Source organism: Flavobacterium yafengii, from assembly GCF_030010375.1.
Lineage (GTDB): Bacteria > Bacteroidota > Bacteroidia > Flavobacteriales > Flavobacteriaceae > Flavobacterium > Flavobacterium yafengii.
Genome location: NZ_JASCRY010000003.1, coordinates 333,433 through 358,947 on the forward strand (window position 1 = coordinate 333,433; position 25,515 = coordinate 358,947).

Annotated in this window: 16 protein-coding genes and 2 pseudogenes; 7 read left to right on the plus strand and 11 right to left on the minus strand. The window is 40.7% G+C overall.

What is annotated here, in order from left to right:
* Nucleotides 1-16: 16 nt before the first annotated feature.
* From QLS97_RS11755 to QLS97_RS11765, 3 genes are all read left to right on the plus strand, one after another.
* Entirely contained in the window at nt 17-382 is a 366-nt protein-coding gene (locus tag QLS97_RS11755) for a hypothetical protein (protein WP_345956948.1), read from the plus strand.
* Nucleotides 383-612: 230 nt separating this feature from the next.
* Nucleotides 613-798: a DDE-type integrase/transposase/recombinase gene (locus QLS97_RS11760; protein ID WP_282717224.1), complete on the plus strand. Its 186-nt coding sequence runs from the start codon at nt 613-615 to the stop codon at nt 796-798.
* Nucleotides 799-1,112: 314 nt separating this feature from the next.
* Nucleotides 1,113-1,238 carry a DEAD/DEAH box helicase family protein gene (locus QLS97_RS11765; RefSeq protein ID WP_282716886.1) on the plus strand — a complete coding sequence of 42 codons (126 nt, stop codon included), beginning with the start codon at nt 1,113-1,115 and terminating at the stop codon, nt 1,236-1,238.
* A gap of 123 nt (nt 1,239-1,361) precedes the next feature.
* On the opposite strand, the gene QLS97_RS11770 is transcribed toward QLS97_RS11765, so the two are convergent.
* Nucleotides 1,362-2,117, minus strand: a complete 756-nt coding sequence (locus tag QLS97_RS11770; RefSeq protein ID WP_282716887.1) for a DUF1223 domain-containing protein — start codon at nt 2,115-2,117, stop codon at nt 1,362-1,364.
* Nucleotides 2,118-2,232: 115 nt separating this feature from the next.
* Nucleotides 2,233-4,175: pseudogene (locus QLS97_RS11775) on the minus strand (protein-disulfide reductase DsbD family protein).
* A 425-nt stretch (nt 4,176-4,600) separates the two neighbouring features.
* Here QLS97_RS11775 and QLS97_RS11780 point away from each other — a divergent pair.
* Together QLS97_RS11780 and QLS97_RS11785 are read left to right on the plus strand one after the other, a co-directional pair.
* Entirely contained in the window at nt 4,601-5,020 is a 420-nt protein-coding gene (locus QLS97_RS11780; RefSeq protein ID WP_282716889.1) for an organic hydroperoxide resistance protein, read from the plus strand.
* A gap of 87 nt (nt 5,021-5,107) precedes the next feature.
* Entirely contained in the window at nt 5,108-5,821 is a 714-nt protein-coding gene (locus QLS97_RS11785; protein ID WP_282716891.1) for an alpha/beta hydrolase, read from the plus strand.
* A 127-nt stretch (nt 5,822-5,948) separates the two neighbouring features.
* Here the strand turns inward: QLS97_RS11785 and QLS97_RS11790 are convergent, their stop codons facing one another.
* The 9 genes and pseudogenes from QLS97_RS11790 to QLS97_RS11825 form a co-directional block, all read right to left on the minus strand.
* On the minus strand, nt 5,949-6,710 hold the full coding sequence (locus QLS97_RS11790) for a LytR/AlgR family response regulator transcription factor (protein ID WP_282716892.1): 762 nt from the start codon (nt 6,708-6,710) through the stop codon (nt 5,949-5,951).
* Nucleotides 6,691-7,710, minus strand: a complete 1,020-nt coding sequence (locus QLS97_RS11795; RefSeq protein WP_282716894.1) for a sensor histidine kinase — start codon at nt 7,708-7,710, stop codon at nt 6,691-6,693. Before QLS97_RS11795 ends, QLS97_RS11790 begins: the two co-directional genes overlap by 20 nt.
* Before the next feature lie 441 nt (nt 7,711-8,151).
* A pseudogene (locus tag QLS97_RS16925) lies at nt 8,152-8,523 on the minus strand (nitronate monooxygenase).
* 208 nt (nt 8,524-8,731) lie between these two features.
* Nucleotides 8,732-8,938, minus strand: a complete 207-nt coding sequence (locus QLS97_RS11800; protein ID WP_282716895.1) for a hypothetical protein — start codon at nt 8,936-8,938, stop codon at nt 8,732-8,734.
* A gap of 396 nt (nt 8,939-9,334) precedes the next feature.
* Nucleotides 9,335-9,712 carry a Crp/Fnr family transcriptional regulator gene (locus QLS97_RS11805; RefSeq protein WP_282716898.1) on the minus strand — a complete coding sequence of 126 codons (378 nt, stop codon included), beginning with the start codon at nt 9,710-9,712 and terminating at the stop codon, nt 9,335-9,337.
* A 120-nt stretch (nt 9,713-9,832) separates the two neighbouring features.
* A complete protein-coding gene (locus tag QLS97_RS11810; RefSeq protein ID WP_282716900.1) occupies nt 9,833-10,747 on the minus strand; it encodes a PorP/SprF family type IX secretion system membrane protein in 915 nt (304 codons plus the stop codon).
* A gap of 2 nt (nt 10,748-10,749) precedes the next feature.
* Complete coding sequence (locus tag QLS97_RS11815) at nt 10,750-11,478, minus strand: T9SS type B sorting domain-containing protein (protein WP_282716902.1); 729 nt, start codon at nt 11,476-11,478, stop codon at nt 10,750-10,752.
* 236 nt (nt 11,479-11,714) lie between these two features.
* Entirely contained in the window at nt 11,715-13,160 is a 1,446-nt protein-coding gene (locus QLS97_RS11820) for a redoxin domain-containing protein (protein WP_282716904.1), read from the minus strand.
* A gap of 48 nt (nt 13,161-13,208) precedes the next feature.
* Nucleotides 13,209-21,419, minus strand: coding sequence for a fibrobacter succinogenes major paralogous domain-containing protein (locus QLS97_RS11825; protein ID WP_282716905.1), 8,211 nt, complete (start codon nt 21,417-21,419; stop codon nt 13,209-13,211).
* A 466-nt stretch (nt 21,420-21,885) separates the two neighbouring features.
* Here QLS97_RS11825 and QLS97_RS11830 point away from each other — a divergent pair, with 466 nt between their 5' ends.
* Both QLS97_RS11830 and QLS97_RS11835 read left to right on the plus strand, forming a co-directional pair.
* Complete coding sequence (locus tag QLS97_RS11830; protein WP_282716907.1) at nt 21,886-22,038, plus strand: hypothetical protein; 153 nt, start codon at nt 21,886-21,888, stop codon at nt 22,036-22,038.
* A 2,910-nt stretch (nt 22,039-24,948) separates the two neighbouring features.
* Nucleotides 24,949-25,110, plus strand: a complete 162-nt coding sequence (locus QLS97_RS11835; RefSeq protein ID WP_282716909.1) for a hypothetical protein — start codon at nt 24,949-24,951, stop codon at nt 25,108-25,110.
* Nucleotides 25,111-25,515 lie beyond the last annotated feature (405 nt).

Sequence of the window (25,515 nt, forward strand, 5' to 3'; positions counted from 1 at the left end):
GCCAGAGAAGTTAGCAATAACAACACCACAGTTGTATAAATGGCGCAAAGAGTTCGAGGAGCTTGGAGAAGGGAGTTTTCCTGGAAAAGGAAATTTAAAACTAACTTCCGAGCAAGAAAAAATTCATGAACTGGAGAAAAGACTAAAAGATACCGAGTTAGAGCGTGATATATTAAAAAAAGCAATCGACATTTTTTTCCAAGAGCGGTCGATGATTTATAGTTTTATTAAAAACAATGAACAGCTATTCCCGATTGAAAAAAATGTACAAAGTTCTACAAGTGAGCAGTGGAAGTTATTACCGATGGAAAAAACAAATAATCACTGCAAGACAGCAACGAAAAATTACCATAAAAGAACAGGTAACATTGATTTATCTTGAATCCAAGCAATGACATGTAAGTCCAAGAATAACATTAGAACTGCAGAGTTTTGGTTATAAAATTTCAAGAATTACCGTGGCAAAACATATGAAACAGTTAGGCTTGCGAAGTAAATTAAGCAAGAAATTCAAAGCAACAACCAACACAAATCATAAATTATTTAATCGTTGAAAACATATTAAGCAGAGAGTTTATTGTAAAAACGCTCTCAAAACCCTGGTTTTCAGACATTACTTATATCCAAACCAAAGAGAGATTTGTATACCTGACAACTATTATGGATTTATACAACAGAAAAATTATAGGTTGGAGTTTGAGCGATGCAATGAGTACAGATGAAACTACGCTTAGAACTTGGAAAATGGCGGTTAAAAACCGAAATATTGAGAAAGGGTTGATTTTTCATTCTGACTGAGGTGTCCAATATGCAACAAAAAGTTTGTAAATGTTCTTGATTCCTATAAAAAATTACCCGTTGTATGAGTCGCAGAGGAAATTACTGGGACAATGCAGTATTTACCATTACAAAAATTAAATCTTATTTCTATGACTTATTTTGATACATTAAGATACAAAAAGCATTTTAAGACTTTTTAAAAACTTAAAAATACAAGAGGCAACCTAGTTGATCGCCTCTTTAGTGTTCAAAATTTTTAAATTATATTCCTTTCAGATAGTTACATTATTATTTTATAGAAACACCTAATCTGAAACACTACCGTTGATGGTTTGCGTGATTATCAAATTACAGCTATTACCAATTTAGAAAAATCTTTTAAAGACCAGCGACCAAAAGCCTTGATTCAAATGGCAACGGGTTCAGGTAAAACCTTTACAGCGATTTCTTTTATTTAAAGCTTGCTGAAATATTCTCAAACCATCTGAAAGATACCCCTATTTGTTCAGCGAAAAATTTAGGTTGTTTCCAAATGTCTTATCTTTATTTTACATCACGATACTGTTTTAATTTTACGGGTGTCAAAAACCAGATTTTACAGCTCCTAAAATGGCACCTGTGTTATTGTCTTGAATGAATCCTATAATCTCCGCATTTCGAGAATCAAAATTTTTTGGAAAATATACGTTTAGGGTTCCTTTTTCGCCAACAGCTAATTTTTGGAAGATCAAATTCCTCACGATTTGATAATGAGATAGCAACTTACCTTCGTTTTCTCCTCGCTTAACGTTGCTTTTTACCGATTTCTGCACTAAGGCTAATACCAAACGGGTGCTTTTTGAATTTCCTGAAACCTTATAGTGAACTACTACCCCGCTTTTTTCTCTTTGTATTGAAAGCTTTAAGTTCACTAAAGCAGGTTTAGAAAGTACCTTTGTAATACCACCTCTCACAGGTGTTTCTTTCGAGCCTATATAATCTGATTTACCGTTGATAATAAGCTGTGGAGTATAGATTGGCTCCTTTTTAAGCCATTTGGCATATTCGTACTGTCTCTTGGTGTAATCAGCATTGCTGAAAACATCTTTCCAGCCCAGATCATCCCAGTAATCAACGTGGTATGAAAGAACATAAACGGGCTTGTCTTTGTATTCATTTTGGATTTTACCCATTAAGTCATCTGCGGGAGGACAACTGGAACAACCTTCTGAAGTGAAAAGTTCCAAAACTGCAAAACCATTTTTAGTAGCCTTGTTGGTACTGCTTTGCCCAAAAGCTATGATGCTAAAGGTTAATGCTAAAAGCAATAAAACGGATGTGAATTTAATGTGTGTCATGTACAAAGAATTTTAATAATTATTCAGCAAATTAATAGTTAAAGATCTGGTTGTATACCCTAAACCGAACGAAGTGGACAAATTAACCCTCAAAGTAGTCAAAAGCTGCCTTCAGTTATTTTGACATACCGATTTGTAACCATGCTTTATATTCCTGTATGTTTGGCATATAACCTATAGGTTGGTTCAGATCGTTTTCATCAGAATTCAAAATAACATAGAAAGGTTGTGCATTGACTTTATAGCGTGTAATCTGGAAATCGCTCCATTTGTTTCCAATTGTTTCAATGTTTTTACGGTTTCCTCAGATTCATATTGTTCGCTTTCCGGTAAGGTCCGTTTGTCGTCAACATGCAATGAAATCAGTACAATATCATTTTTTAAGATTGATATTATTGCAGGATCAGACCAAACATTATCTTCTATTTTACGGCAATTGATGCAGGCATATCCTGTAAAATCCAAGAGGATCGGTTTATTGACCGATCTGGCATAAGCCAATCCTTTATCATAGTCGGTAAAAGTAGTGATGCCATGTTGTCCTAATTCAGCACCTAATGGCAATGCCACGACAGTTTTCGCTTCAGGGGTTCCTCCCACCCCTCTAGGGGATTCAGCATAAGACAATAGCGGTGGAAAACCACTAATTAATTTTAAAGGTGCTCCCCAAAGACCGGGAATCAAATAAATTGTAAAAGATAATACTAAGATTCCTAAAGACAATCTTCGAACCGTGATCTCTCCTATTGTATCATATGGCAATCTGATTTTTCTAAACAGATAAAGCGAAAATGTTCCAAAAATGGCAATCCAAATGGCTAAAAAAAGCTCTCTTTCAAACCAGTGCAATTGCAATACCAAATCAGCATTTGATAAAAACTTGAACGCCAATGCCAACTCTAAAAATCCCAAACATACTTTTACGGTTTGCAACCATCCGCCTGATTTTGGTAATGTATTGAGCCACCCCGGAAATAAAGCAAATAACATGAATGGCAAAGCCAAGGCTGAAGAAAATCCTAACATACCAACTATTGGTGCAAAACCTCCTTTTGAGGCTGTTTTAACTAATAAGGTACCCACTATCGGACCCGTACATGAAAAGGAAACTATCGCCAATGCCAGAGCCATGAATAAAATTCCTAGAATTTCACCTCGATCTGCTTGTTTATCTACTTTATTAGCTCAGGAATTAGGGAGCATTATTTCAAAGGCTCCAAAAAAGGAGGAGGCGAAAACTACCAGTAAAACGAAGAAAACCAAATTAAACCAAACATTAGTTGATAAAGCGTTCAGCGCATCTGAACCGAATAACAGCGTAATTACGCTTCCTAAAAACACATAAATTAAAATAATCGAAACTCCATATATAATGGCACTCTTAATCCCATTTGCTTTGCTTTTACTTTGTTTGGTAAAAAAGCTTACTGTCATCGGAATCATTGGAAAAACACAAGGAGTTAATAAAGCTGCAAAACCTGATAAAAAAGCAATAAAGGAAATAGACCATAGTCCATTTTCAGTTACTGGAGTTTGCTTTTCAACCACTGATTGCTTTTCTGTTTCTTTTTTTATAGGAATAAACCTTTTGACATTTTTACCTTCTAACTTGGAAATATCAAACTCAAAATAAGTTCGTTGCGGGACGCAAACTTCTTTACATACTTGGTAGACAAGTTCCACCTGAATCAGCTTATGATTCGGTTCTGTTACTACTATCCGTTGCTGAAGCTGTGCCTTATCTATAAAAAAAGTTTCATTAACGCCAAATACATCATTAAATTTTGTTGTCGTCGCACTTTCAGTAGCTTTTCCAATAATACTGAAATTGTTCTTACTATTTGGAAACAAAAGCTGCAGTGGTGCTGCACCTCCTTTCAGAGTAACTTGAGAATAAAGGTGCCAGTCTTTTTCAATAGTGCCGTTAAAAGTTAAGAGATAATCGGTATCCGATTTTTTTTCAATACTCACCTGCCACTTGACAGGAGTTATTATCTGTGCATTTGCGCCGATGCATATAAAAAGTACGATTAATAAAATGTGTTTAAGCTGTCTCATAATGCTAAAATTTTCAACAAAACTATAGCGCAACATCACCATGGAAAATATAAAAAACACGGAACAAGACATATTAAGGGATAAGTCGGACATATTTTGGCCTAAATTGTATATCGTTTCATTTCCAAACTAAACATTTCATTTATTGAAAACTAAATTACAAATCAGTAACAACAAGCAGTTAGAGCTGCCCGAAATTTAGTTTTATACTCTTTAACACCTTACAGTCCTAATGAAGTTGCATTTTACGCACTGTAATTGTTTGCTATAGCCCATCAAATTGCTTCGTTAAGTGACAAAAAAGTTCAAGCTTGAAAATGTCTAATTCACGTCAACTTCGTCTTTTTAACCTTATTCTCTCTTGAGTTTAGCACATTGCCAATATACATTTGCCCCATAATTTAATATTTAAATCATAAAAAAAAATGGAAACAAACAATGCAAAAGTGCTTTACACAGGTGTAACGCACACAACAGGTGGAAGAACAGGTGAATCTAGAAGTTCTGATGGTAAATTAGACATTATACTTTCATCTCGAGGAAGTAATGGACCTGGTATAAATCCAGAACAATTATTTGCAGCAGGTTGGTCAGCTTGCTTTATCGGTGCCATGGGAAAGGCAGCCAGTAGTTTAAATGTAATCCTTCCTGCTGACCATTATGTAAGCACTGAGATTGACTTAGTATCAAGTGACGAGGGCTTTTCACTACAGGCGCGTTTAAATGCGAGCATACCCGGTTTAGATCCTGAAGTGGCTCGAAGTATCGTAGATGGTGCGCACCAAGTCTGTCCTTATTCAAAAGCAACACGTGGTAACATCAATGTTACAATTAATCTAATCTAAAATTAGGTAAAAATGAGAACCTCGTCAAAACAATAATTGTGGTTTAAAAAATATGCAGCCCTTGCATTAGTAGTAACAGCCTTAATTATGGGAACCACAAAAATTCATACACAGGAAAAATTTGTTAAAAATATTGTGATTGTACATGGTCATTATCTAGATGCCTCCGGTTGGAAAGGGGTTTATTCCATACTAACTAAAAAAGGGTATCATGTAACCTTAGTACAAAATCCTTTGACATCCTTAAAAGACAATGTCGCAGCGACAAACAATATTTTAGACAATCAAGATGGGCCAACTATTTTAGTAGGGCATTCTTGGGGTGGAACTGTAATTACTGAAGCAGGTATACATCCAAAAGTAGCAGGTTTGGTTTATGTAACGGGGTTTGTACCCGATAAGGGAGAAACTACTGGAACCTTGGCAAAATCATTTCCGAGACTTCCTGAAATGAGAACAGAGGCGCCGGACAAAGGAGGGTTCGTATTCTACGACAGAAGCTCTTTTAGGGTCGGTGTTGCAGGCGAATTAAGCAAAGAAGATGCTGATTTTATGAATGCGTCCCAAATACCAATCCATAAAGATTGTTTTGGCACTCCCCTCACTGAGGCGGCCTGGAGAATAAAACCAAGCTATGGCATTCTGACTGTCAACGACCGGGCCCTTAATCCGGATCTTCAAAGAAGCATGTACAAAAATGCCAAATTAAAAGTTACCGAATTAAAAGGAGGTTATGTAGTTTATATTTCGCAGCCCCAAGCAGTTGCCGACGTAATTATCAAGGCGTCATTGCAAAAGTAATTAGTAATTATAATTGTGATTTAATTCGTTTAATTCATAGAAAGCCGCTCTTTAAAGGAGCGACTTTTGTTTATGGTAAAAAACAATATTTTCTAAAATTAAAGAATTACAATCGGTAAATATAATATTACCTATTTTCCATCCAATGCAAAAAACTACTTGATTTCTCCTTGTTAACCAGAAGTCTTTCTTCAGTTGCTATGATTAGCTTCACGTACAATTTTCGAGCAAAATAAGGTTCTATTTCCTTAATTGCATTAAAATTAATAATATACTGTCGGTTTAATCGGTAAAACATAGAAGGAGATAACAATGAATAAATTTGATCCAGTGATTGGTTGACTGGATACTCCTGTTTATCAAGACAAACGGTATGTACCATCTCATGCTTGATGCAAAAATAAGCTATTGTATCGGTATGAATGGTAACGTACTTGTTATGTTTAAATACCAAAAAACTCTTTTTACCTCCTTGCGGCTCAAATCTGCTCAATAAATTCCCTATATCAGGAACAAGATTTTGTTGAAAGTAATTTTTAAGCTGCTCTACTTTTTCAAAAGCAATTTCTATATCTTCCCTCGAAAAAGGCTTCAGTATATAATCAATACCATTAGCTTTAAAAGCTTCCAACGAGTACTCATTATATGCAGTGCAAAAAATAACAGGACAATTAATAGCAACACTTTTAAAAATGTCAAAAGAAAGTCCATCAGCCAATTGAATATCCATAAAGATAAGTCCAGGCATCTCATTTTCAGATAAATACTTTACAGCACTTTCAACACTTTGAAATTCAGACACAATGATAGCAACAGGTCTCAAAGCCTTTATCATCATTATCAAAGACTTAGCAGCTTTCAGCTCGTCCTCAATGATTAAAATGTTCATAAATTAGGGGTAGTTTTACTGCGAATGTTCCATTCACATCAGTTATTTCTATTTTTTTGTTCAATAAATGTAAGTAACGCTGGTTGATATTTTCCAACCCAATAGCAGTCGAAGTTTCAGGATTAGTTTTGAGCTGAATCCCATTTTCTACGGTAATAAAATCGCCATCAGTATATATCTTAATCAGCAACGGTTTATCTAGTGAAACAACATTATGCTTAACACAATTTTCAATCAATAACTGTATAGTAAAGGGAGGTAGCAGCGAATTCAGATATTGATCTCCGACAGTAATAGTCAAATCAATTCCGGCTTCAAATCGGGTTTTAAGTAAAAACACATACGCATTGACAATTTTCAGCTCCTCCTCTAACTTAATTAAATCCAATTTTCTGCTCTCCAGTGTAAATCGGTAGAAATCCGATAGCTTTAAAATAAACTCCACAGTATGCTCATCATGAGTTTCCGCCATATATTTTAAAGTATTTAAGCTATTAAAGAGGAAATGAGGATTAATTTGTTGCTTCAATAATTCATATTGCCCCCCCAGATTGATGGATTTTGACCTTTCAAACGCCACTCCTACCTGTTGGTTATAGTGACTTTGATACAATAAGTGTAAAAACATAAAGAATATAAGGTTAATCAATACCCCACGAACCTCAAACATCAGCATTGAAGCACCAAATTCTAAATACGGAAGTAAAAACTGCTGCAGAAAAGAAAGTGCCAGCATCATCCCAATCCCAAAAAGCAAACTCCATAACAATCTTAGTACTGAGATCCCTTGGGAATCATTCTTCTGATAGGTTTTTGGAAGCATATAGATGTTAAAATACCATATAAATACTGCAAACAGAAAGGTAAGTATCGAATTAACCAAAGCTTCACCAAGATTAAAATGCCGTTCAGCAATCTTTGGAACTGAAGCCAAAAGCCCTAAGACTAAGGAGCTGCCCCAAATGAGCCATGGTGATACTTTAAATGATTTTCTGTCCATAGAATTTCTTAATTTAAATTTAAAAAAGCCCTAGTTAAAGATAAAGCTTTATTGCGTAATTTTTATATACTCATAACACATTTTATAGTTTGGATATATTTTATGATGCAAAAATTATATCGCCTATAATTGGTGTCATACATCATGCACTTTAACGCGCATAGCTACCAAAATTAAGGGATTCACTTTCTATAGAAAAAGATTTCTGCTTGAAAAGGACAAATCTATTTGTCAATTAGTCATGGTCAACCCTAAACTAGTCAACCCAATAGCCCATGCTCCCTAAATAACAATGCCGAGTAAACAGACTTGGCATTGTTGTTTCTTATTTTTTATCATTTTAAGTTTTCAACTCACCGAAATAAGCAGTAGTTTCTTCAATCAAAGACTCCATAAGTGCTTTGCTTTTTGTGTCGAAGGATGGGCAAGATTTGTCCACCCCTAAACAATATTATATTTCATTTTTTTCTGCTCAAGGGCTACTTTTCGCAGGGAAGACATTAAGGTAGTCTGTAATGGAAAAGGCAAAATTTCATTCTCATTACCTGGTATTTCTCTGGCAATCCTACTCGTAATACTACGGCCCAACCTTCCGGTATAGGCTCTTGGCAGCGTAGTGTGTTTTGCCGCATCAGAAAACAACATCTTTCTGTGAATAGGAAAAGCATTCGATTCGTTGCAGGCTAAAAATACTGCCCCTAATTGTGTCGTACTCAGTCACAAGGCTAAGGCAGCAACAATTCCTTTACCGGCAGCGATACCACCGTTAGCGATAACTGGTACCTTTATTTTTTCTCTAATCAATTGCAACAATACAAAAGAACCTGTAGACGACTCGACAGAAGCTAAGAATGAAGGTCGGTGCTCCCCTCAGCCTCAAAACCGGAAGCGATAATCATATTAACTCCGGCAGCTTATAAAACAAGAGCTTTGTCTAGGGTAGTGCAAATTCCAGCGATATTGACCAGTCCAATTTCAATTTAAAGTGATGTAAGTAATAATATACAAAAACTTACTGCTTTTATGGAGTCAGATTGCTATTTATTGAACGTCCCGATCTAAAAGCAAAAATTACATCGAAAACAAAACCTGCAAAAGCCCATTCTTTTAGTCGTTTTAGATTGAGAATTAACAAATTTTTTGCAATGCCAATGTTGTAATAAAATACGGCGAATAATCCATTTTTAGCATCTTTGGATAGGTAAATGGTTTTTTTAGCTATTTTCAAAAACCCATTTATTGTAAAAAAAATAGCCAATAGTATTAAAAGCGTCCAATACAAATAAGCAATTTTTGTGTTTCTGATTTTTTTCTGTCACCATGATTTAGTAATGATTAGATTTTTATACAAAAACTATCATTTTGATATCGGAATAAAATTGACAAATAATAAAAAATCAAGGTCATTTTTTTAGCTGGCTAAGTAACTCTTGTGTAATACCCAAGTAAGCAGATACCATTTTATTAGGTAAATTTTGTACGATAGCAAGGTTTTTAGCCAAAAGATTTTCATATCTAAATTTAGCATCCATCGTCAAGAAACTTTCAACTCTTGAAGCATAGTTTATACATAGCATTTCAAGTGCTTTCTGATACCCATTTCTAAATCTTGGGCTTTTATCATTTAAAATGTCAAAGTTTTTTTACTAATAATTACTAGCTCTGAATCGCACAAGGCTTCGATACTTTCATTGCTCGCTTGTTGATTTAAAAAACTTGGAATTGCCCAACAAAATGACTTGTCCATCGTAAGACATCTTATAAATTCTGAACCGTTTTCGGTAATGTAAAAAGTCCTCATACACCCCTTATTGGCAAAATAAAAATTAGAAATTTCTCCTAAGTTCAAAAGGATTTCTCCTTTTTTTATCCTTTTCACCTGAATCATTTCAGCCATCATCTCTAATTCCCATGGTTCAAAATTTTCAATTGATTGCATGTGCTCAAGAAAATCAATGAAAGTATCTGTATTCAGCAGTTTTAATTGTTTTATTTTTGTCATAAAAGTTGTTAAACAAAACAAAGTTAAGAAAAAAAAATCTATCCTATATCCGAAAATTATGCTGGAAGAAGAATATCACCTTTTTTCTAATTGTTCCTAATTCCAAATCGAGTAATTAGTTTATTTTTTATCTCTTAAAAGGTTTACTTTTAAACTAATCTCAAAATCTCCTCCGAAATTTTGACGTATACCGCCTAACTGGCTGGTATAATAGAACTGTATAAAAAATTGATCATAGTTCACACCAAGACCAAAAGTAGCGCTATTATCGCTATGATACATCCCCAGAAAAGAAAGTGTATTATTTTCAAGTTTCAGATTGGTTCCGATATCAAAAACATTATCAATCTCTTTGGCTGCCCTGAAACTAATTTTTGGCTCAATAGATAACACATCTAAGTCGGTTCCGATTTTATAGGAGATTGCTGCTAAATAGAGATAGCCATTTATCGTATTCTGCTCATTCTTCCGAAAGAATAATTTCCCAAAATGAGGTACTGCAGCCTGCAAAGTGAACCTTTCATTGGTATATACAATACCAAAGCTACCTTCCAAATAACTTTTACGCTGGTTAAAAAGTTCTACCAACACATCATCGGGGTCAGCAATAATATTGGATTCATCCAGGTTTTCCTGCACCACTGCCAAAGAGACGCCTAAATGCAAATTTCTATTATCACCATATAATGGCAAATGATAGGAATAACTCCCCTTTATATGGGTTTGTCCCAGTAATCCAGCCTTATCTTTATAAACATCGAGGCCGACTCCTATTCTCTTTCTTTCCAAACGGTAATCTCCACTTATATTCAAAGTAACAGGAGAACCGGGTACCGATTTCCATTGGTTACGATAGTCCAGATTCAAATTAAGCCCCTGATCAATACCGGCAAAAGCTGGATTGCTTAGGTACTGATTTTCATAATACTGAGAACCTAATGGTCTGCTTTGTGCCGTTGCCTTTTGAAAGCCCGATAATATACAAATCACGGTCAGGATTACAATCACGCACTTTTCAAGTATAAATTTTATCATTATTAATTCTTTTTTTCTTTCACTATAGATAGGAATCCGCTCTTTTTAGCCTTACCTGAATCAATGTATAAGATATAATAATAGGTACCCTCTCCCAGCGGACTGCTATTCGATTGTCCGCTCCATGAATTATCGTAACCAATGGTCGTAAAAACCAAACGGCCTTCACGATCGAATATATTCAACTCGTTATTAGGGTACTGCTCTATGTTTTTTACAATCCAGGTATCATTTATCCCATCCCCATTCGGGGTAATCATGTTATTGGCCTCGAGGTCGGTATATGGAGTCGTAAGTGATGACTCCGTACTTACGGCGGTTAAATCCGAAAAATTAGTCGCTGTTCCAAAAAGTTGGCTGATATACTTCTGTGCTGGATTGACACTACTTTCTTTAACAAGGTTAAAATCATTGTAGTTGTTACTGGTCGCTTTCGTATACGCCAATACTAAATTTTTTTCTTCATTGCCATTCAACGCTACATCCTGATAATTAAAACCAAGCTCTCCTATAAAGACTATTGGTCTGCTAAACCTGTACATACGCTCAATACTGCTAAACTTCGGCCAAATAACCGTCGACGACTCTTGCATGATATTCAGGTTATTCACTTTCCAATCGTTAGAAGGAACTATCGTTAGACCATCGGTATAAAAGACGGTCCCGTTTCCAACAAAAAGGCCATCTGACCCAATATTGAGCTGTGCCTTTACAGTAGAGTTTATAAACATAGAAATTCCTATAAGAATGGATACTGTTATTTTTTTCATTTTTTTTTATTATACTAATTTATAAAACCCTTTATCTGCCAATGTATTAGACTTGGTTGTAGTTTCTAAAATCGCTGCTTTATCCTGAGTCTCACAAAACAACAGCAGCTAATCTTTGCCATTCGTTGTGAAAGCGATACGGCCCCACAGACTATCCTTCTGTCAAACCCAATCTAAGAGCAAAAAGATCAGACCCGTTATTTCATTTCCTTCTGCAACGCTGTGACTGTGTCGGGCAGAGCCACAATTGTATTGGTTTTGCTATCTACCAGGATCATTGTGGGAGTAGACAGCACAAAATAGGCGTTGGCTTCCGGGCTTCTGATTCCCTGTTCTGCTCTTTTGTGTTTGAAGTTGGTAAGCTGAGTCTTCTCTTTTTCCCATGCTAGGATTTCGGTCTCCGTTTCGTCCAGACTAATGGCGAAAACATCCATCAGTTCCCTGTTACTCGGTTCCTGATACCAAGGATAGAGTTTCTCCATAAGAGCTTTGCAATGATGACAATCGGCTGACCAAAACAGTACCAGTTTATATTTAGCTTCCGTTTTATAGTGATGGAATGCTATCATCTTACCAGAATTCAGTTTCCAGGAAAAATCGGGCGCAACAGAACCCACCACCAGCGTCTCCATTCCTTTCAGTCTTTGTGCTATGGCTTCTCTTTTGTTGGTAAGGCAAAGTGGATCGTTCAGGTAAGGTTCCAGCATTTTTATGCCCACTGATATATTAAAAGTCTCAAACCCATTGTAGAAATAGTCCACCATCCAGCCATAGACCAAAGGATGTCCCAGCCGGGCTTTTTCTATGGCGCGCTTTCCTGCCAAAGTAAACAGCGAATCACGAAGCGCAACGGTAGTGGACATTGCCCCATAAATATTTACATATTTATTAATCCATTCTTTGATATCGGTGGTTTTGATGATCAATGGGTTTTTAAAATCCATCCCGTCAAAATAATGTTCAATGACACCGTTCACTCTATCCGGCTCCGACCCTTTCCATACCATTGGAGGGATGTGCTGAAACACAAACCCGTTGCTTACAAAGGCAGTTTGGTGCTGCTTTACTTCAGCAGCGATCCATTTATTATAGACCAGCCGTCTGTTTTCGTATTCTTCAGTGCCTAGCAAAAATAATTTTGATTCCGGCTGATCGTAACTAATCAGAAAATTCTGCAGCATAGCCAATTGCTCCCGTTTCTTTCCATTGTCTGCAGAAAAACGCGCAAACAAGCTGTTTTCCCTTTCGTCTTTTTGAAAATAGGTACTATCAGGTTGATTCAAGGCTTTAGGCCGAGCCCACAGTTCCAAATTTTGATCACTCACAAAAATGTGCTTTTCGGCAGGATATGGATTGCTGCTTTCCTTTTCCTGATAGTCAAAACGCAGCACGAACTCTCCGGGCAGCTTGTCTTCAGGAATTTTCAACAGGGTCGTTTCTCCATTATTTATTCCCGGATTTTCGACAATTGTTTTTATTGAAGATCCGGCCAAAGACAGTATCGAAATTTTACTTTTGGCAACGCCCGCCAAATGTATTTTTAAACTGATGTCATGAGCTTGCCCTTTAACAGGCATTGAAAACAAGTACAATATTGCAATACAAGAAAGCCGTACTGCATTCATTAATGGTTTATCTATCATCTTTATATTCATTGTTATCCTATTGATTTTTGTTATTTAATTCTACTATTACTTCAAACAACGGATTGGATGGAAAGTTACTTTAGTGGTATAATATACACTACTGCTGCCGCTTCCTATAGTCAAAAAATAGCCATTGGTGCTGCTATAACTAGTGGTGCTCCAGTAATTTCCGTAGACTCCACGATAAGTTAGTTCAGCCCAGGTAGATGACAGGTACCCTGCATTGTGCAATTTCAGCACAGACGCAAACCCATCCGCATCTTTGTTCCAATTTTGGGGAGCCGCATCAGCTGCAGTCCACTCCAGTTGGCTAGGCATACGCCAGCCTGCTCCAAGCATCAGACTGCAGGGGTCATTAGTGGTTGTCCAGTCACCGCTTTCGGAAATATTAGTTATCCACGCTGTAGGGGTGCGTGTTCCGTCATGCTTATAACCTTGTTTACGATTAAACTGCCAGTACCAGCCTGCAACGTTCTCCGTCGCATCAGTAACCGAAGTTGCCTGCCGGTCGGCTCCAAGGTTCTGCGTGATCCAACACCTAGCCTCCCCCGAAATACTGCTGTTCACTGAATTATAAGTTACCGTTTTAGTGACAGGAGCTCCATTAGCCCCCGCTATATGGTTAACCGCAAAGGGAACACAGATCTTAAAGCTGCTTACCAAAGGACTATATCCCGTACCCTCGCTATTGGTCGCGTATGCCCGTACATAATACGTTGCTCCTTCTGATAAACCAGAAATCGTATTTATAAAACTCCCTATGCCAGGCAAAGTATCAGACAACACATTGTCCTGAAGGGTTGGAATAGCATTGGTACTACTCCACACCAGCCCGCGTGCGAATACCGCTGCACCCCCGCTCAGGGTTACCGTTGCAGAGCCATCTACCGAAGTATTGGTCATAGCACCGGTACTCACATTGCTCACCGAAGGTATTGACAAGGCAAATTCATCGCGCAGACAACGCACCGGAAGGGCACTGTTTTTAGAAGAATTACCCATAATGCTGTTGGTACTATTCAAGTACAAATAATAGCCTGTGGTGGTTCCGGTACCAGTGCTACTCCAGTAGTTTCCGCTTCCATTAATCCCACCGCGAGAGTTAAGAGAACCTCCATCGAGATACCCTGCATTATGCAGTTTCAACACTGACAAATACGAATCCGCATTTGTAGTCCAGTTTTGCGTCGCATCGACTGCAGTCCATTCCGATCCAGTAGGGATATGCCAGCCAATGCCAAGCAGTAACCCGCAGGGATCATTAGCGGCTGTCCAGTCACTGCTTTCTATAATATTGCTTATCCACGCTGTGGAAGGGGTCCGTGTAGTCCCGTCATGCTTGTAACCCTGTTTTCGATTAAACTGCCAATACCATCCTGCCGAGGTCTCCGACGCATCAATAACGGACGTCCCCCGCTCGCTGGCTCCAAGGTTCCTGGTAATCCAACATTTCGGCGTACCCGTACTACTACTGCTCACTACATCATAAACTACCGTTTTACCTACCGGAGCCCCGTTAAACCCTGCAGTATGGGCAGCCGTAATTGGCATACAGATCTTAAAGCTTTTTGTCAAAAGACTATATGCCGTGCCCTTACTATTGGTCGCATATGCCCGTACATGATACGTTAGCGCTTCCGATAAACCAGTAATCGTATTTGTAAAATTACCCGTGCCTAACCCGCCGGGCACCTTGTTGTCATCAACAGTTGGTGTAAGATCTGTAGCGCTCCACACCAACCCGCGTTCGGTGACAGCAGCCCCTCCGTCAAGGGATACTGTTGCAGAAACGTCAGCCGAAGTAGGGGTCATGGCAGTGGTGTTCACATTACTTACCGTAGGTATCGATAAGGCAAATTCATCCCGTAAACAACGAATCGGATAAGCCCCGGCTTTATTGGGACCAGCCACAACACTGGTGGTACTTGTCATATTCAAATAATAGCCATTGGTGCTGCCCCAGTAAAACCCTTGCCCGGTAGCTCCAAGCCGAAGGCCTAGCGAACCATCGTGATTAAAAAGAAACCCTGCATTGTGCAACTTCAGGACAGAGCTATATGCATCTGCATTTGTGGCCCAGTTCTGTGGAGCCGCATCTACTGCAGTCCACTCTGTTTGGGTAGGAACACGCCAGCCTGCACCGAGCAGTAGCCCACAAGGATCTCTATCTGCTGTCCAGGCATTGGCCCCAGAAATGCTGCTTATCCATGTTGTGGCAGGAGTACGTGTAGTTCCGTCGTGCTTGTAACCCTGCGAGCTATCGAACCTCCAGTACCAGCCTGCCGAAATCTCCGCATCATCAGTAATCGATATTGCCTGCCGGTCAGCCCCAAGGTTCTGTGTGATCCAGCATTTTGGTGCACCCGAAATACTACTGCTCACTGAATTATAAACTACTGTTTTATCTACCGGAGCCCCATTAAATCCAGCTGCATGATAAACGGTAAAAGGATTGCAGATCTTAAAACTGCTTACCGACGGACTATATTCCGTACCCTCACTATTGGTCGCATACGCCCGTACATAATACGTTGTGCCGTCTGATAAACCTAAAAGCGTATTTGTAAAACTTCCCAAACCTGGCATAGTATCAATCAAAACATTATCGTCAACGGTTGGTGTAAGGTTTGTTGCACTCCACACCAGTCCACGCGCAGTTATCGCAGCGCCCCCGTTGTTGGTTATCGCTGTAGCACCGGCTACCGAAGTAGCTGTCATGTTTGAGATTGTCACATTTGTCACCGAAGGTTTCGACAAGACAAATTCATTCCGCAGACAACGGACAGGATAGGCCAAGTGTTTTAGATTGTTCGACACGTAACTATTGCTGCTATTTATATACAAATAATAACTATAATTGGTGCCGTTAGAATTAGTGCTGCTCCAGTATCCTCCTGAAATTCCTCGCTCGACCAGCGCACCAGATGTAGAATTCAAAAATCCTGCGTTGTGTAACTTCAGCACCGACGCATACGCATGGCTACTCGTTGTCCAGTTTTGCGGAGCCGCATCAACCGCAGTCCATTCTGCTTGGGTAGGGATGCGCCAGTCCCCGCCAAACATCAGCCTGCAAGGGTCATTAGTGGCTGTCCATTGGCTGTTTTCAGAAACCAAGCTTGGCCAAATCGTGTTAGGAGTACGTGTAGTCCCGTCATGTTTGTACCCCTGTACCTTTAAACGGTTAAATTGCCAGTACCACCCTGCTGAGGGCTCCGTATCGTCACTAACCGTCACTGCCTTCTGGTCCGCTCCAAGGTTCTTCGCAATCCAGCATTTCGCTGTACCCGAAATAGTACTGCTCACTAAATCATAAGTTACCGTTTTAGTTACCGGAGCCCCATTAACACCCTCTATATGGGCAAGCGTAATAGGATTACAGATCTTAAAGCTGCTTGCTGAAGGACTATATCCGGTACCTCCCCCAACATTGGTAGCATACGCCCGTACATAATACGTTGGACCTTCTGATAAACCAGAAATCGTATTTGCAATTACCGTTCCTGACGACACGGTATCAGGCAACTCATTATCTATACCAAGAGTTGGCATAGTGTTACTACTGCTCCACACGAAACCACGTGCGATTACCGCAGCTCCCCCGTTGCTGATTATCGTTGCGGAACCGTCTGCCGAATCGGTGGTTACGTTTAAAATTGTTACATTGCCTATGGTAGGAGCTATCGCTACTGTAGTAAAGGTTTTATTATCACCGTAAGTCGTGCCCACACTATTGGTGGCATAAGCCCTGAAATAATAGACGGTAGCCGTTGCTAACGAGCCGAGATTAGCAGTGAATGCGCCTGTCCATGCACCATTATTGATTGTTTTTGTACTATTCTGAATCGTTGGATCAGCCGTTGTTCCCCAGCACACTCCATAAGAAGTTATTGGCGCACCTCCGTTACCCAAAACATTCCCTTTGCAAGTTGCCGAAACGGTCGTAATGGAAGTAACATTAGAATCAGTAGTTACACTTGGAGAATCAAGAGTGGTAAAACTCACCGTGCCTCCATAACTGGTACCCATGCTGTTTGTGGCATACGCCCGCACATAATATAGCGTTCCTTTTGTTAAGCTGGTAAGGGAAGTGCTAAAAGTTCCGGCACCACCAGCACCAATGCTTTTTGTGGAATCCAAAGTGGTCGGTGCGGTACTTGTTGTACTCCAGCATACACCCCTATCCGTTATCGGCACTTCTCCAATATTACTAATTGTACCTCCGCTACTGGCAGAAATAGCTGTAATGGAGGCAGTAGGTGCCGTGGTTGTGAGCGTAGCGAGATTTGGGGCGGTAAAAGTTGCAGGGAATGCACTGTAACCCGTTCCTCTTTGGTTGGTACCATATGCCCAAACATAATACGTAGTACCAGGCGAGAGGCCGCCAAAAGTCTCTGAAAATGATGCTCCGGCAGGTACGATAGACAAGCTGTTACTTGGGGATGCAACCGGAAGCGTACTAGTCGTATTCCAGATCAGCCCAAGAGCAGTTATTGTTGCCCCACCGTCAGAGGTCTGACTAGCCGTTCCTTTTGCACTGTTCATTTGCTTTTCAGAAATTGTCACATCGCTCATAGTGGGAACTGCTGCCAATGTTGTAAAAGTAAAATTATCACCGTAGGCCGTCCCCACGCTATTAATGGCATAGGCCCTGAAATGATACACTGTACCCTTTGTTAATGCGCCGAGACTAGCAGTGAATCCACCAGTCCAAGCACCATTATTGGTCGTTCTGCTATTCAAAATAGTTGGATTACTCGTTGTACTCCAGCAAATTCCATAAGAAGTGATTGCTGTACCTCCATTAGTAAGAACCTCCCCAGCGCAAATTGCAGTATTAGCCGTAATAGAAGTAACATTAAAATCAGTAGTTACACTTGGAGAATCTAGAGTGGTAAAACTCACCGAACTACCATAACTAGTATCGATACCGTTTGTGGCATATGCCCGCACATGGTATAGCGTTCCTTTTGTCAGACCGCTTAGGGAACTGCTAAAAGTACCGATACCACCACTACCGGGGCCAATGCTTGTTTTGGAGTCCGAAGTGGTTGGTTCCGTCGTTGTCGTACTCCAACATACCCCCCTATCCAATATTGGCATTCCCCCAGTGCTAATGATTGTACCTCCACTAGTGGCAGTGCTAACCGTTATTGAGGCAACGGTAGGGGTTGTAGTAAGTGTAGCACGGTCTGGGGTAGCAAAAGTTGTGGCGGATGAACTATATCCCGTTCCTCTTTGGTTGTTGGTGCCATAAGCCCAAACATAGTACAGAGTACCAGGCAAGAGGCTACCAAGAGACCCCGAAATTGACGTTCCAGCTGCTCCAACGGACAAGCTATTACCCGGTGTTGCAATCGGGATCACATCTATCGTATTCCAGATCAGACCAAGATCCGTAATTAATGCTCCGCCGTCAAAGACCAGACTAGCAACTGCTTCTGCATTGTTCATTAGAATAGTCGGAAGGATTGTCACATCGCTCAATAGAGGAACTGCCGCAGATGTGGTAAAGGTTGCCTGATCACCATAAGCAGTCCCCTTAGTGTTTGTCGCATAAGCACGCACATAATAGCTGGTTCCCGGAATCAAACCAGGGCAGTATTCACTAAAGTAGCCAGTACCCGCAGTACCATTTACAATTTTGGTTTGCAGATCGATGCTTGGCAAGTTACTAGTGTCCCATACAAATCCTCTAGCCGTTACTGGCATTCCCCCATCATCAATTACTTCTCCAAGACCTTTGACTGAATATTCCGAAATATCGATAACAGAAGTTGCCGATAGAACAGGAAGCAGCACATCGTTTGTTCTAAATGTTGTCTCACTACCATAGGTAGTGCCAACACTATTGGTAGCATAGGCTCTTACATAATAGATCGTATCTGGCGTTAAACCCGTAAGTCCCCCACTAAAAACACCTATACCCTGTGTCACATCATCAACCGTTTTAGTATTCAAAGCAATTGTAGGGGTGCTATACGTATCCCATACAATTCCACGAATAAGTATTGGGCTACGACCATCATCGGTGATTTGCCCTCCACCGGTAGCTGTAGTAGCTCTGATGCTTGTAATATCCGTAGTGGCGGTTAAAGTAGGTTCGGCAAGAGTGATAAATGATTTTTCAAAGCCGTAAGCGACCCCAATTCCATTTTTGGCATAAGCTCTCACATAATAAAGGGTATTTGACAATAAACCGGTCATCTCGCCGGTAAAATTTCCGTCGCCTAAATCAACATTGCTTGTTTTAGTAATTAAGGCGATAGTAGGGTTTCGTTGGGTACTCCAACAAATTCCCCTTTGGGTTACCACTGATCCGCCATCGCTGGTTATCTGTCCGCCTCCGCCTGCAGTTGTAGCTGTAATTGAACTCGCTTCATGAGTATCCAGAAGCGGTGAAGTTGCAAATATTACAACTGTCAATTGATTACCATAGGCCGTTCCTGCACTATTGGTCGCATAAGCACGTACATAATAAGTGGTGCTCTTTACTAAATTAGTTAGGTTGCTTATAAAACTGCCATTACCCGATCCGTCACTGGTTCTGGTCAAAGTAATCGTATCTGGAGCTATATCTTTGTCAGTTGTCCAAACAATACCATATTGCGTAATCATAGCTCCTCCATTAGAACGGATGACCCCTCCGCTACTGGCAGTGTCATTGGAAGTGATCTCAGGATCAACGGTAGTTACGCTAGCTAGAATCGGTTTGGTGGTAAAGGAGATCTCGTCACCGTAAGACGTACCTACGCTATTGATTGCATAAGATCTCACAAAATACATGGTAGCAGGCTCTAAGCCAATGAGATTGCTGGTAAAAAGACCTGCTCCCTGATCGCTTGTTCTAGTGGAGAGTCCTATCGTTGGAAGACTACTTGTACTCCAGCATATCCCTTGTTCAAAAACCGGTGCTCCACCATCTGAAAGAATTTTGCCTCCGCTTACAGCAGTGATTCCGGTATCTTCAGAAATAGCATTTGTGCTTAAAGTAGCAGTATTCAGCGTAGTAAAGCTAAGTTCGTTCCCATGAGCAGTCCCCTTTTCATTGATGGCATAGGCACGCAGATAATAAGTAGTCCCCGGATTTAATCCGGTAATCTCGCTATTAAAAATGCCCTTCCCTGCCCCAGTCTGCACGGTTCTGCTCAGCAATATATCATCATAATCAAAATTAGGCTGGGTGCTCCATAGTACGCCTTGGGTATCAACGGTTATCCCACCTTCATCAGAAATATCCCCACCACTTTCGGCTGTTGTGCCGGTAATTTTGGTTGGAATAACTGTAGTTAATGCTGCTATAGTTGGTTGATCTGTAGTGAAACTGACCGGTTCTCCAAATGAAATACCCGAGACAGTAATTGCGTAAGCTATGACATAATATCGCGTAGCTGGTGTGAGGTTTTTCAATTCAGTACTGAAACTTCCTGTATCCGTGCCGTCTTCGGTTTTGTCTGCTGATGTAATATTAGGAACAAAACCCGCTACGGTACTCCAGAACACCCCTCTTTTAATCACATTTGAACCACCAGAACTGATTATTGTACCGCCAACGATCGCAGTAGTATTGGTTACTATACCAGATGAATTGGTTTCAATGACAGCCTTTTTGGGAGTGGTAAAACTAATCTTACCTCCATAAGAACGACCGGCAACATTTTCAGCATAAGCATAAACATAGTAGGTCGTATCCAAATTCAGTCCGGTAATTTTGCTGCCAAAAGCACCTGTTCCCGCTCCTATTTCTATGGTTTTGTTCGCCGTTGCTGTGACAGGATTAAAATTAGGGTCACTGCTCCATATTAACCCACGGGTGTGAGTAGTTGCGCCGCCTTCATCTAAAATAGCTCCGCCACTATTGGCTGAATCACCAGTGATATCGGTTGCCGAAACTGTAGTTAATGTTGCCTTAATAGGTGGTTGTGTGGTGAAGCTAACCGGGTCCCCATAAGAAATGCCAGCACTGGTAACTGCGTAAGCTATTACATAATACGTCGTATCTGATTGTAGGTTTTTGAGATAACTGTAGAAATTACCTGTACCAGTACCGTCATTGGTTTTGTTGGTTGATGAAATGTCAGGGGTAAAGCCCTGAACAGTGCTCCAAAACACTCCCTTATTAAGCACAGCTGAGCCACCGGAATTGGTTATCGTTCCTCCCAAAACCGCTCTGGAACTGGTAACAAAATCAGGCAGATTAGTAAAAATGGTAGCCTTCTCAGGAATGGCAGCTGTCTCTGAAGTAGTAAAGCTACGCACCTCCCCATACTTCGTTCCTGCATCGTTGGTAGCATAGGCACATATATAATAGGTGGTACCCCGGATCAGTCCGGTGATCGTACAACTAAAAATCCCTATCCCTCCTGCTCCAATCTGTTCGATTTTCTCCCCTGCTACTTCTGGATCAAAACCAGGTTGGCTACTCCATTTTATCCCACGGATATTGGTGGTTGCCCCTCCTTCATCTGTTATATCCCCACCACTATTGGCCGTTGTGTCGGTAATTTCCGTTGCCGAAACGGTCGTTATTGTTGCTTTGACAGGTTGTGATGTTCTGAAACTAAACTGTGCCCCATAAGAGGTACCAGTGATAGTGCTTGCATAAGCCTTTACATAATATGTTGTATCAGCTGCGAGGTTTTTAAGTACACTGTCAAACCTACCGGTCCCTGTACCATCATCGGTTTGGTCGACTGATAGAGCATCAGGAGTAAACCCATCAATTGTGCTCCAGAATACTCCCCTTTTAAGCACATCCGAACCACCGGAATCGCTTATCATTCCGCCTGAAACTGCAGTAGTAGCGGTCACAAAATTCGGTGGATTAGTGGTAATGGTAGCCATCGTGGGAGTGCTAAAACTAACCTTATTCCCATAAGAGGGACCGGCATCACTTACCGCATAAGCACGTACATAGTACGTGGTGCCCTGTGCTAAATTATTCAGGTAGCTGACGAAAATTCCTTTTTCATAACCTGTCTGCTCTGTTCTGTTTGCAGAAGCATCTTCAGGGAGGAAATCAGGGTCGCTGCTCCAAACAATTCCTCTAGTATTCACAGATGCACCTCCATTACTGATAATATTCCCCCCACCGGTAGCTGTATTCCCGGTGATCTCACTTATTTTTTCGGTAACCACTGTGGCATGGACCGCAGGCAATGTCATGAAACTTTCGCGATTACCATAGGCGGTACCTGCACTATTGGTGGCAAAAGCACGTACAAAATACGTGGTTGAGCCCAACAGATCCGTAAGGTCGGCAGTAAAAGAGGTCGAACCGGAACCAATTTTACGGATACTGTCTGCAATAGTTGGGTCATTTTTTGTGCTGCTCCAGCAGATGCCTTTGCTGGTGATAAACGATCCGCCGTTATTTATATTGTAGCCTCCACTGGTCGCTAAAGTGCTGGTAATGGAACCAACTGTGGGCGTAAGGGTGGTTACGGTAGCTAGGAGCGCCGTTCTAAAACTTAACTCATTGCTGGCAAATGTAGTTCCAGCGGAATTAGTCGCGTACGCACGTACGTAATATGTTGTGCCGGGATCTAAACCGCTTATGTTGCTGCTAAAATTGCCCGTGGCTTGTTGTATGGTTTTTTGACTTGTTGCGGTGCTAGGCAAGAATCCGGAAATGGTACTCCAGACAATTCCGCTTTCAAAAATCAGTCCGCCACCATTACTGAGCACACGGCCTCCGCTCAGAGCAGTACTTCCTGTGATTTTTGTGACATCAACTGTCTGTATCACCGCAAAGGATGGAGGAAGCGTTGTGAAACTTTTAGTAGCTCCATAAGCTGTACCCGCTTTATTAACCGCATACGCACGGACATAATATTTAGTGCTTCCCGCTAGTGCGTTGAAATTATGGAGAAATCCCCCGATACCGATGCCACCGTCGGTTTTCGTAGCTAATATAGTAGTTGGATTCATCGCTGTATCCCAAACTATTCCACTGCTGGTTACTCTATTTCCCCCATCACTAAAAATATCACCCCCACCTACGGCAGTGGTACTGCTGATGCTGCTTGCCTCAACATCTTTTGTAGTTAAAGAAGCAATAGTATAGGTCTTGAAATTGATCTCATTGCCATATGCCACACCCGCACTGTTGGTGGCATACGCTTTAACATAGTATGTTTTGTTTGGCGCAAGCTCTTTAATGCTGCAATTAAACGTAGCCGAACCACCAATATTTTCTATTTTGTTAATGAGAAAAAATTCCGGGTCAAAATCAGGTGTAAAACTCCAGGTTATACCACGAGAACTAATATCTGCACCCCCATCCACTGTAATGTGCCCGCCAGAAATGGCTAGAGGATCAGAGGTATCAGGTACTTCTATGGTTGTAATGGTAGCCTTTTCGGCCGGAGCGGTCATAAATTCAACTACATTAGTACTGTAACCAACACCTGTAGCATTAATGCCATAAGCTCTAATATAATAGGTCGTGCCCCCCTTCAGACCAGTAATCGTACTGATAAAATGACCGGTCCCTATTCCATTACTGCTATGTGATCCGTTAATCGTAGGATTGTTGGTTAAACTCCAGCATAAGCCGCGTTCCGTTACTGGCATCCCGCCATCTGAAGCAATAGCTCCCCCGCTGGTAACGGTAGTGCTGGTAACCAAGGAAGCAGCTGTAGTTGTTAACACTGGCGGTTGTGGCGTTGTAAAAATGTGTGAATTACCATAGGCTGTCCCCTTGCTATTGGTAGCATAAGCCTTCACATAATAGGTGGTAGCCGGAACTAATGAAGAAAAGCTTGTGTGAAAAGTGCCGGTACCGCTTCCGGTTACATTCTCGACCGTTTTAGTAGGTAAAGCAATTGTAGGCTCAGGACTTGTACTCCAACAGATCCCGCGTTTAGTAATTAAAGAAACCCCATTACTGGTGATATCACCGCCACTAGAGGCCCTGGTACCGTCAAGACCTGGAAACCAGCCCGTTTTAAAACTGGCAGCATCATAGCTATGTGGTACAATGGTCGTTAAAGTAGGTAAAGAAGTGGTAATAAAACTCGACTCACTACTAAAGCTTGTACCTACACTATTGGTGGCATAACCCTTTATAAAATACGTTTTTCCCGATTCTAAATTGGTAATGTTGCAAACAAATGTGCCAACATCTGCCGGTCCGGATGCCAGTGAGGGAACATAAACAAAATTGACCCTGTCTGTACTCCAGCAAATTCCTCGCCCTGATATTGCCTCACCTCCATTGTTAATGATGGTGACTTCACTCACTGCCGATACATCAGTAATGTCTCTAACTTTAATGTTCGGTGAACTGAGCACAGGTGCCGTAGCGGGGTCGGTTTTAAAGTGATACATGTTACCATAAGCGGTCCCTGATACGTTTTCCGCATAGGCACGAACATAGTAATCTGTATTTCGCAACAGATCTGTTATCTGACTCGGGTAGGGACCGACTCCTGAACCATCAGAAGTAATGATTGCCGCTGGGTCACTGATAGGATCCCCAACAACGCTCCAGGTAATTCCACGCAGATAAATCTGCGATCCTCCATCACTACTGATTATTCCGCCGCTATTGGCATAAACAACAGAAACATTAGCATCAATTTCTATGGTTTCGATGATAGGCCTGTCGGCCATAGCTGTCCTGAACGTTATGTTATCACTGTACACAATACCAGATTCGTTAATCGCATAAGCACGCACATAATAAATCTTATCCGCCTCCAATCCGTTAATCACGCTTGAAAAAAAACCTATATCGCTACCAATTATCAAGGTACTGGTTCTGGTATTCAATCCAATATGCGGATTGGGATTTGTACTCCAACAGATTCCCTGTGTGATTACAGGCGTTCCTCCGTTATTTCTAATTTCAACACCACTAACGGCGGAAATATTGGTGATTCCGGTAACAGGTATAGCCGAGATGATGGGCAGACAACTTATATCTTTCCATACTATCCCATCGTAATACCGGATGGCTTTTGAAAGTGTATTAATATAAATGGCCCCCATCGACACTCCTATAGGATTATCATTGAAAGCAGGCAGCTTAGAAACTTTCAACCCGCTATCTGTAGAAAAGCCACTGTTTTCTGCAAAACTACCTTTTCCGACTATTCTAGCTACCGATTCCCACCTAGCCCCGTCATAAATCATCATCGCGTTTTGCGTTTTTGACAAATAGACCGCCCCCATTTCAATTATCCCTATAGGATCTTCACCTAAAGAGGGTAAAAATGGAATTCCAGATTTTATCTCCAGAAAGTCATTAACAGGTGTCGAATCGATGTTGCTACTGCATAGCGTTTCCCAAGAAGAACCATTATATATAAGGGGTTGGTTGTCTGTAATGCTGTAGATAAGCATTCCGGAT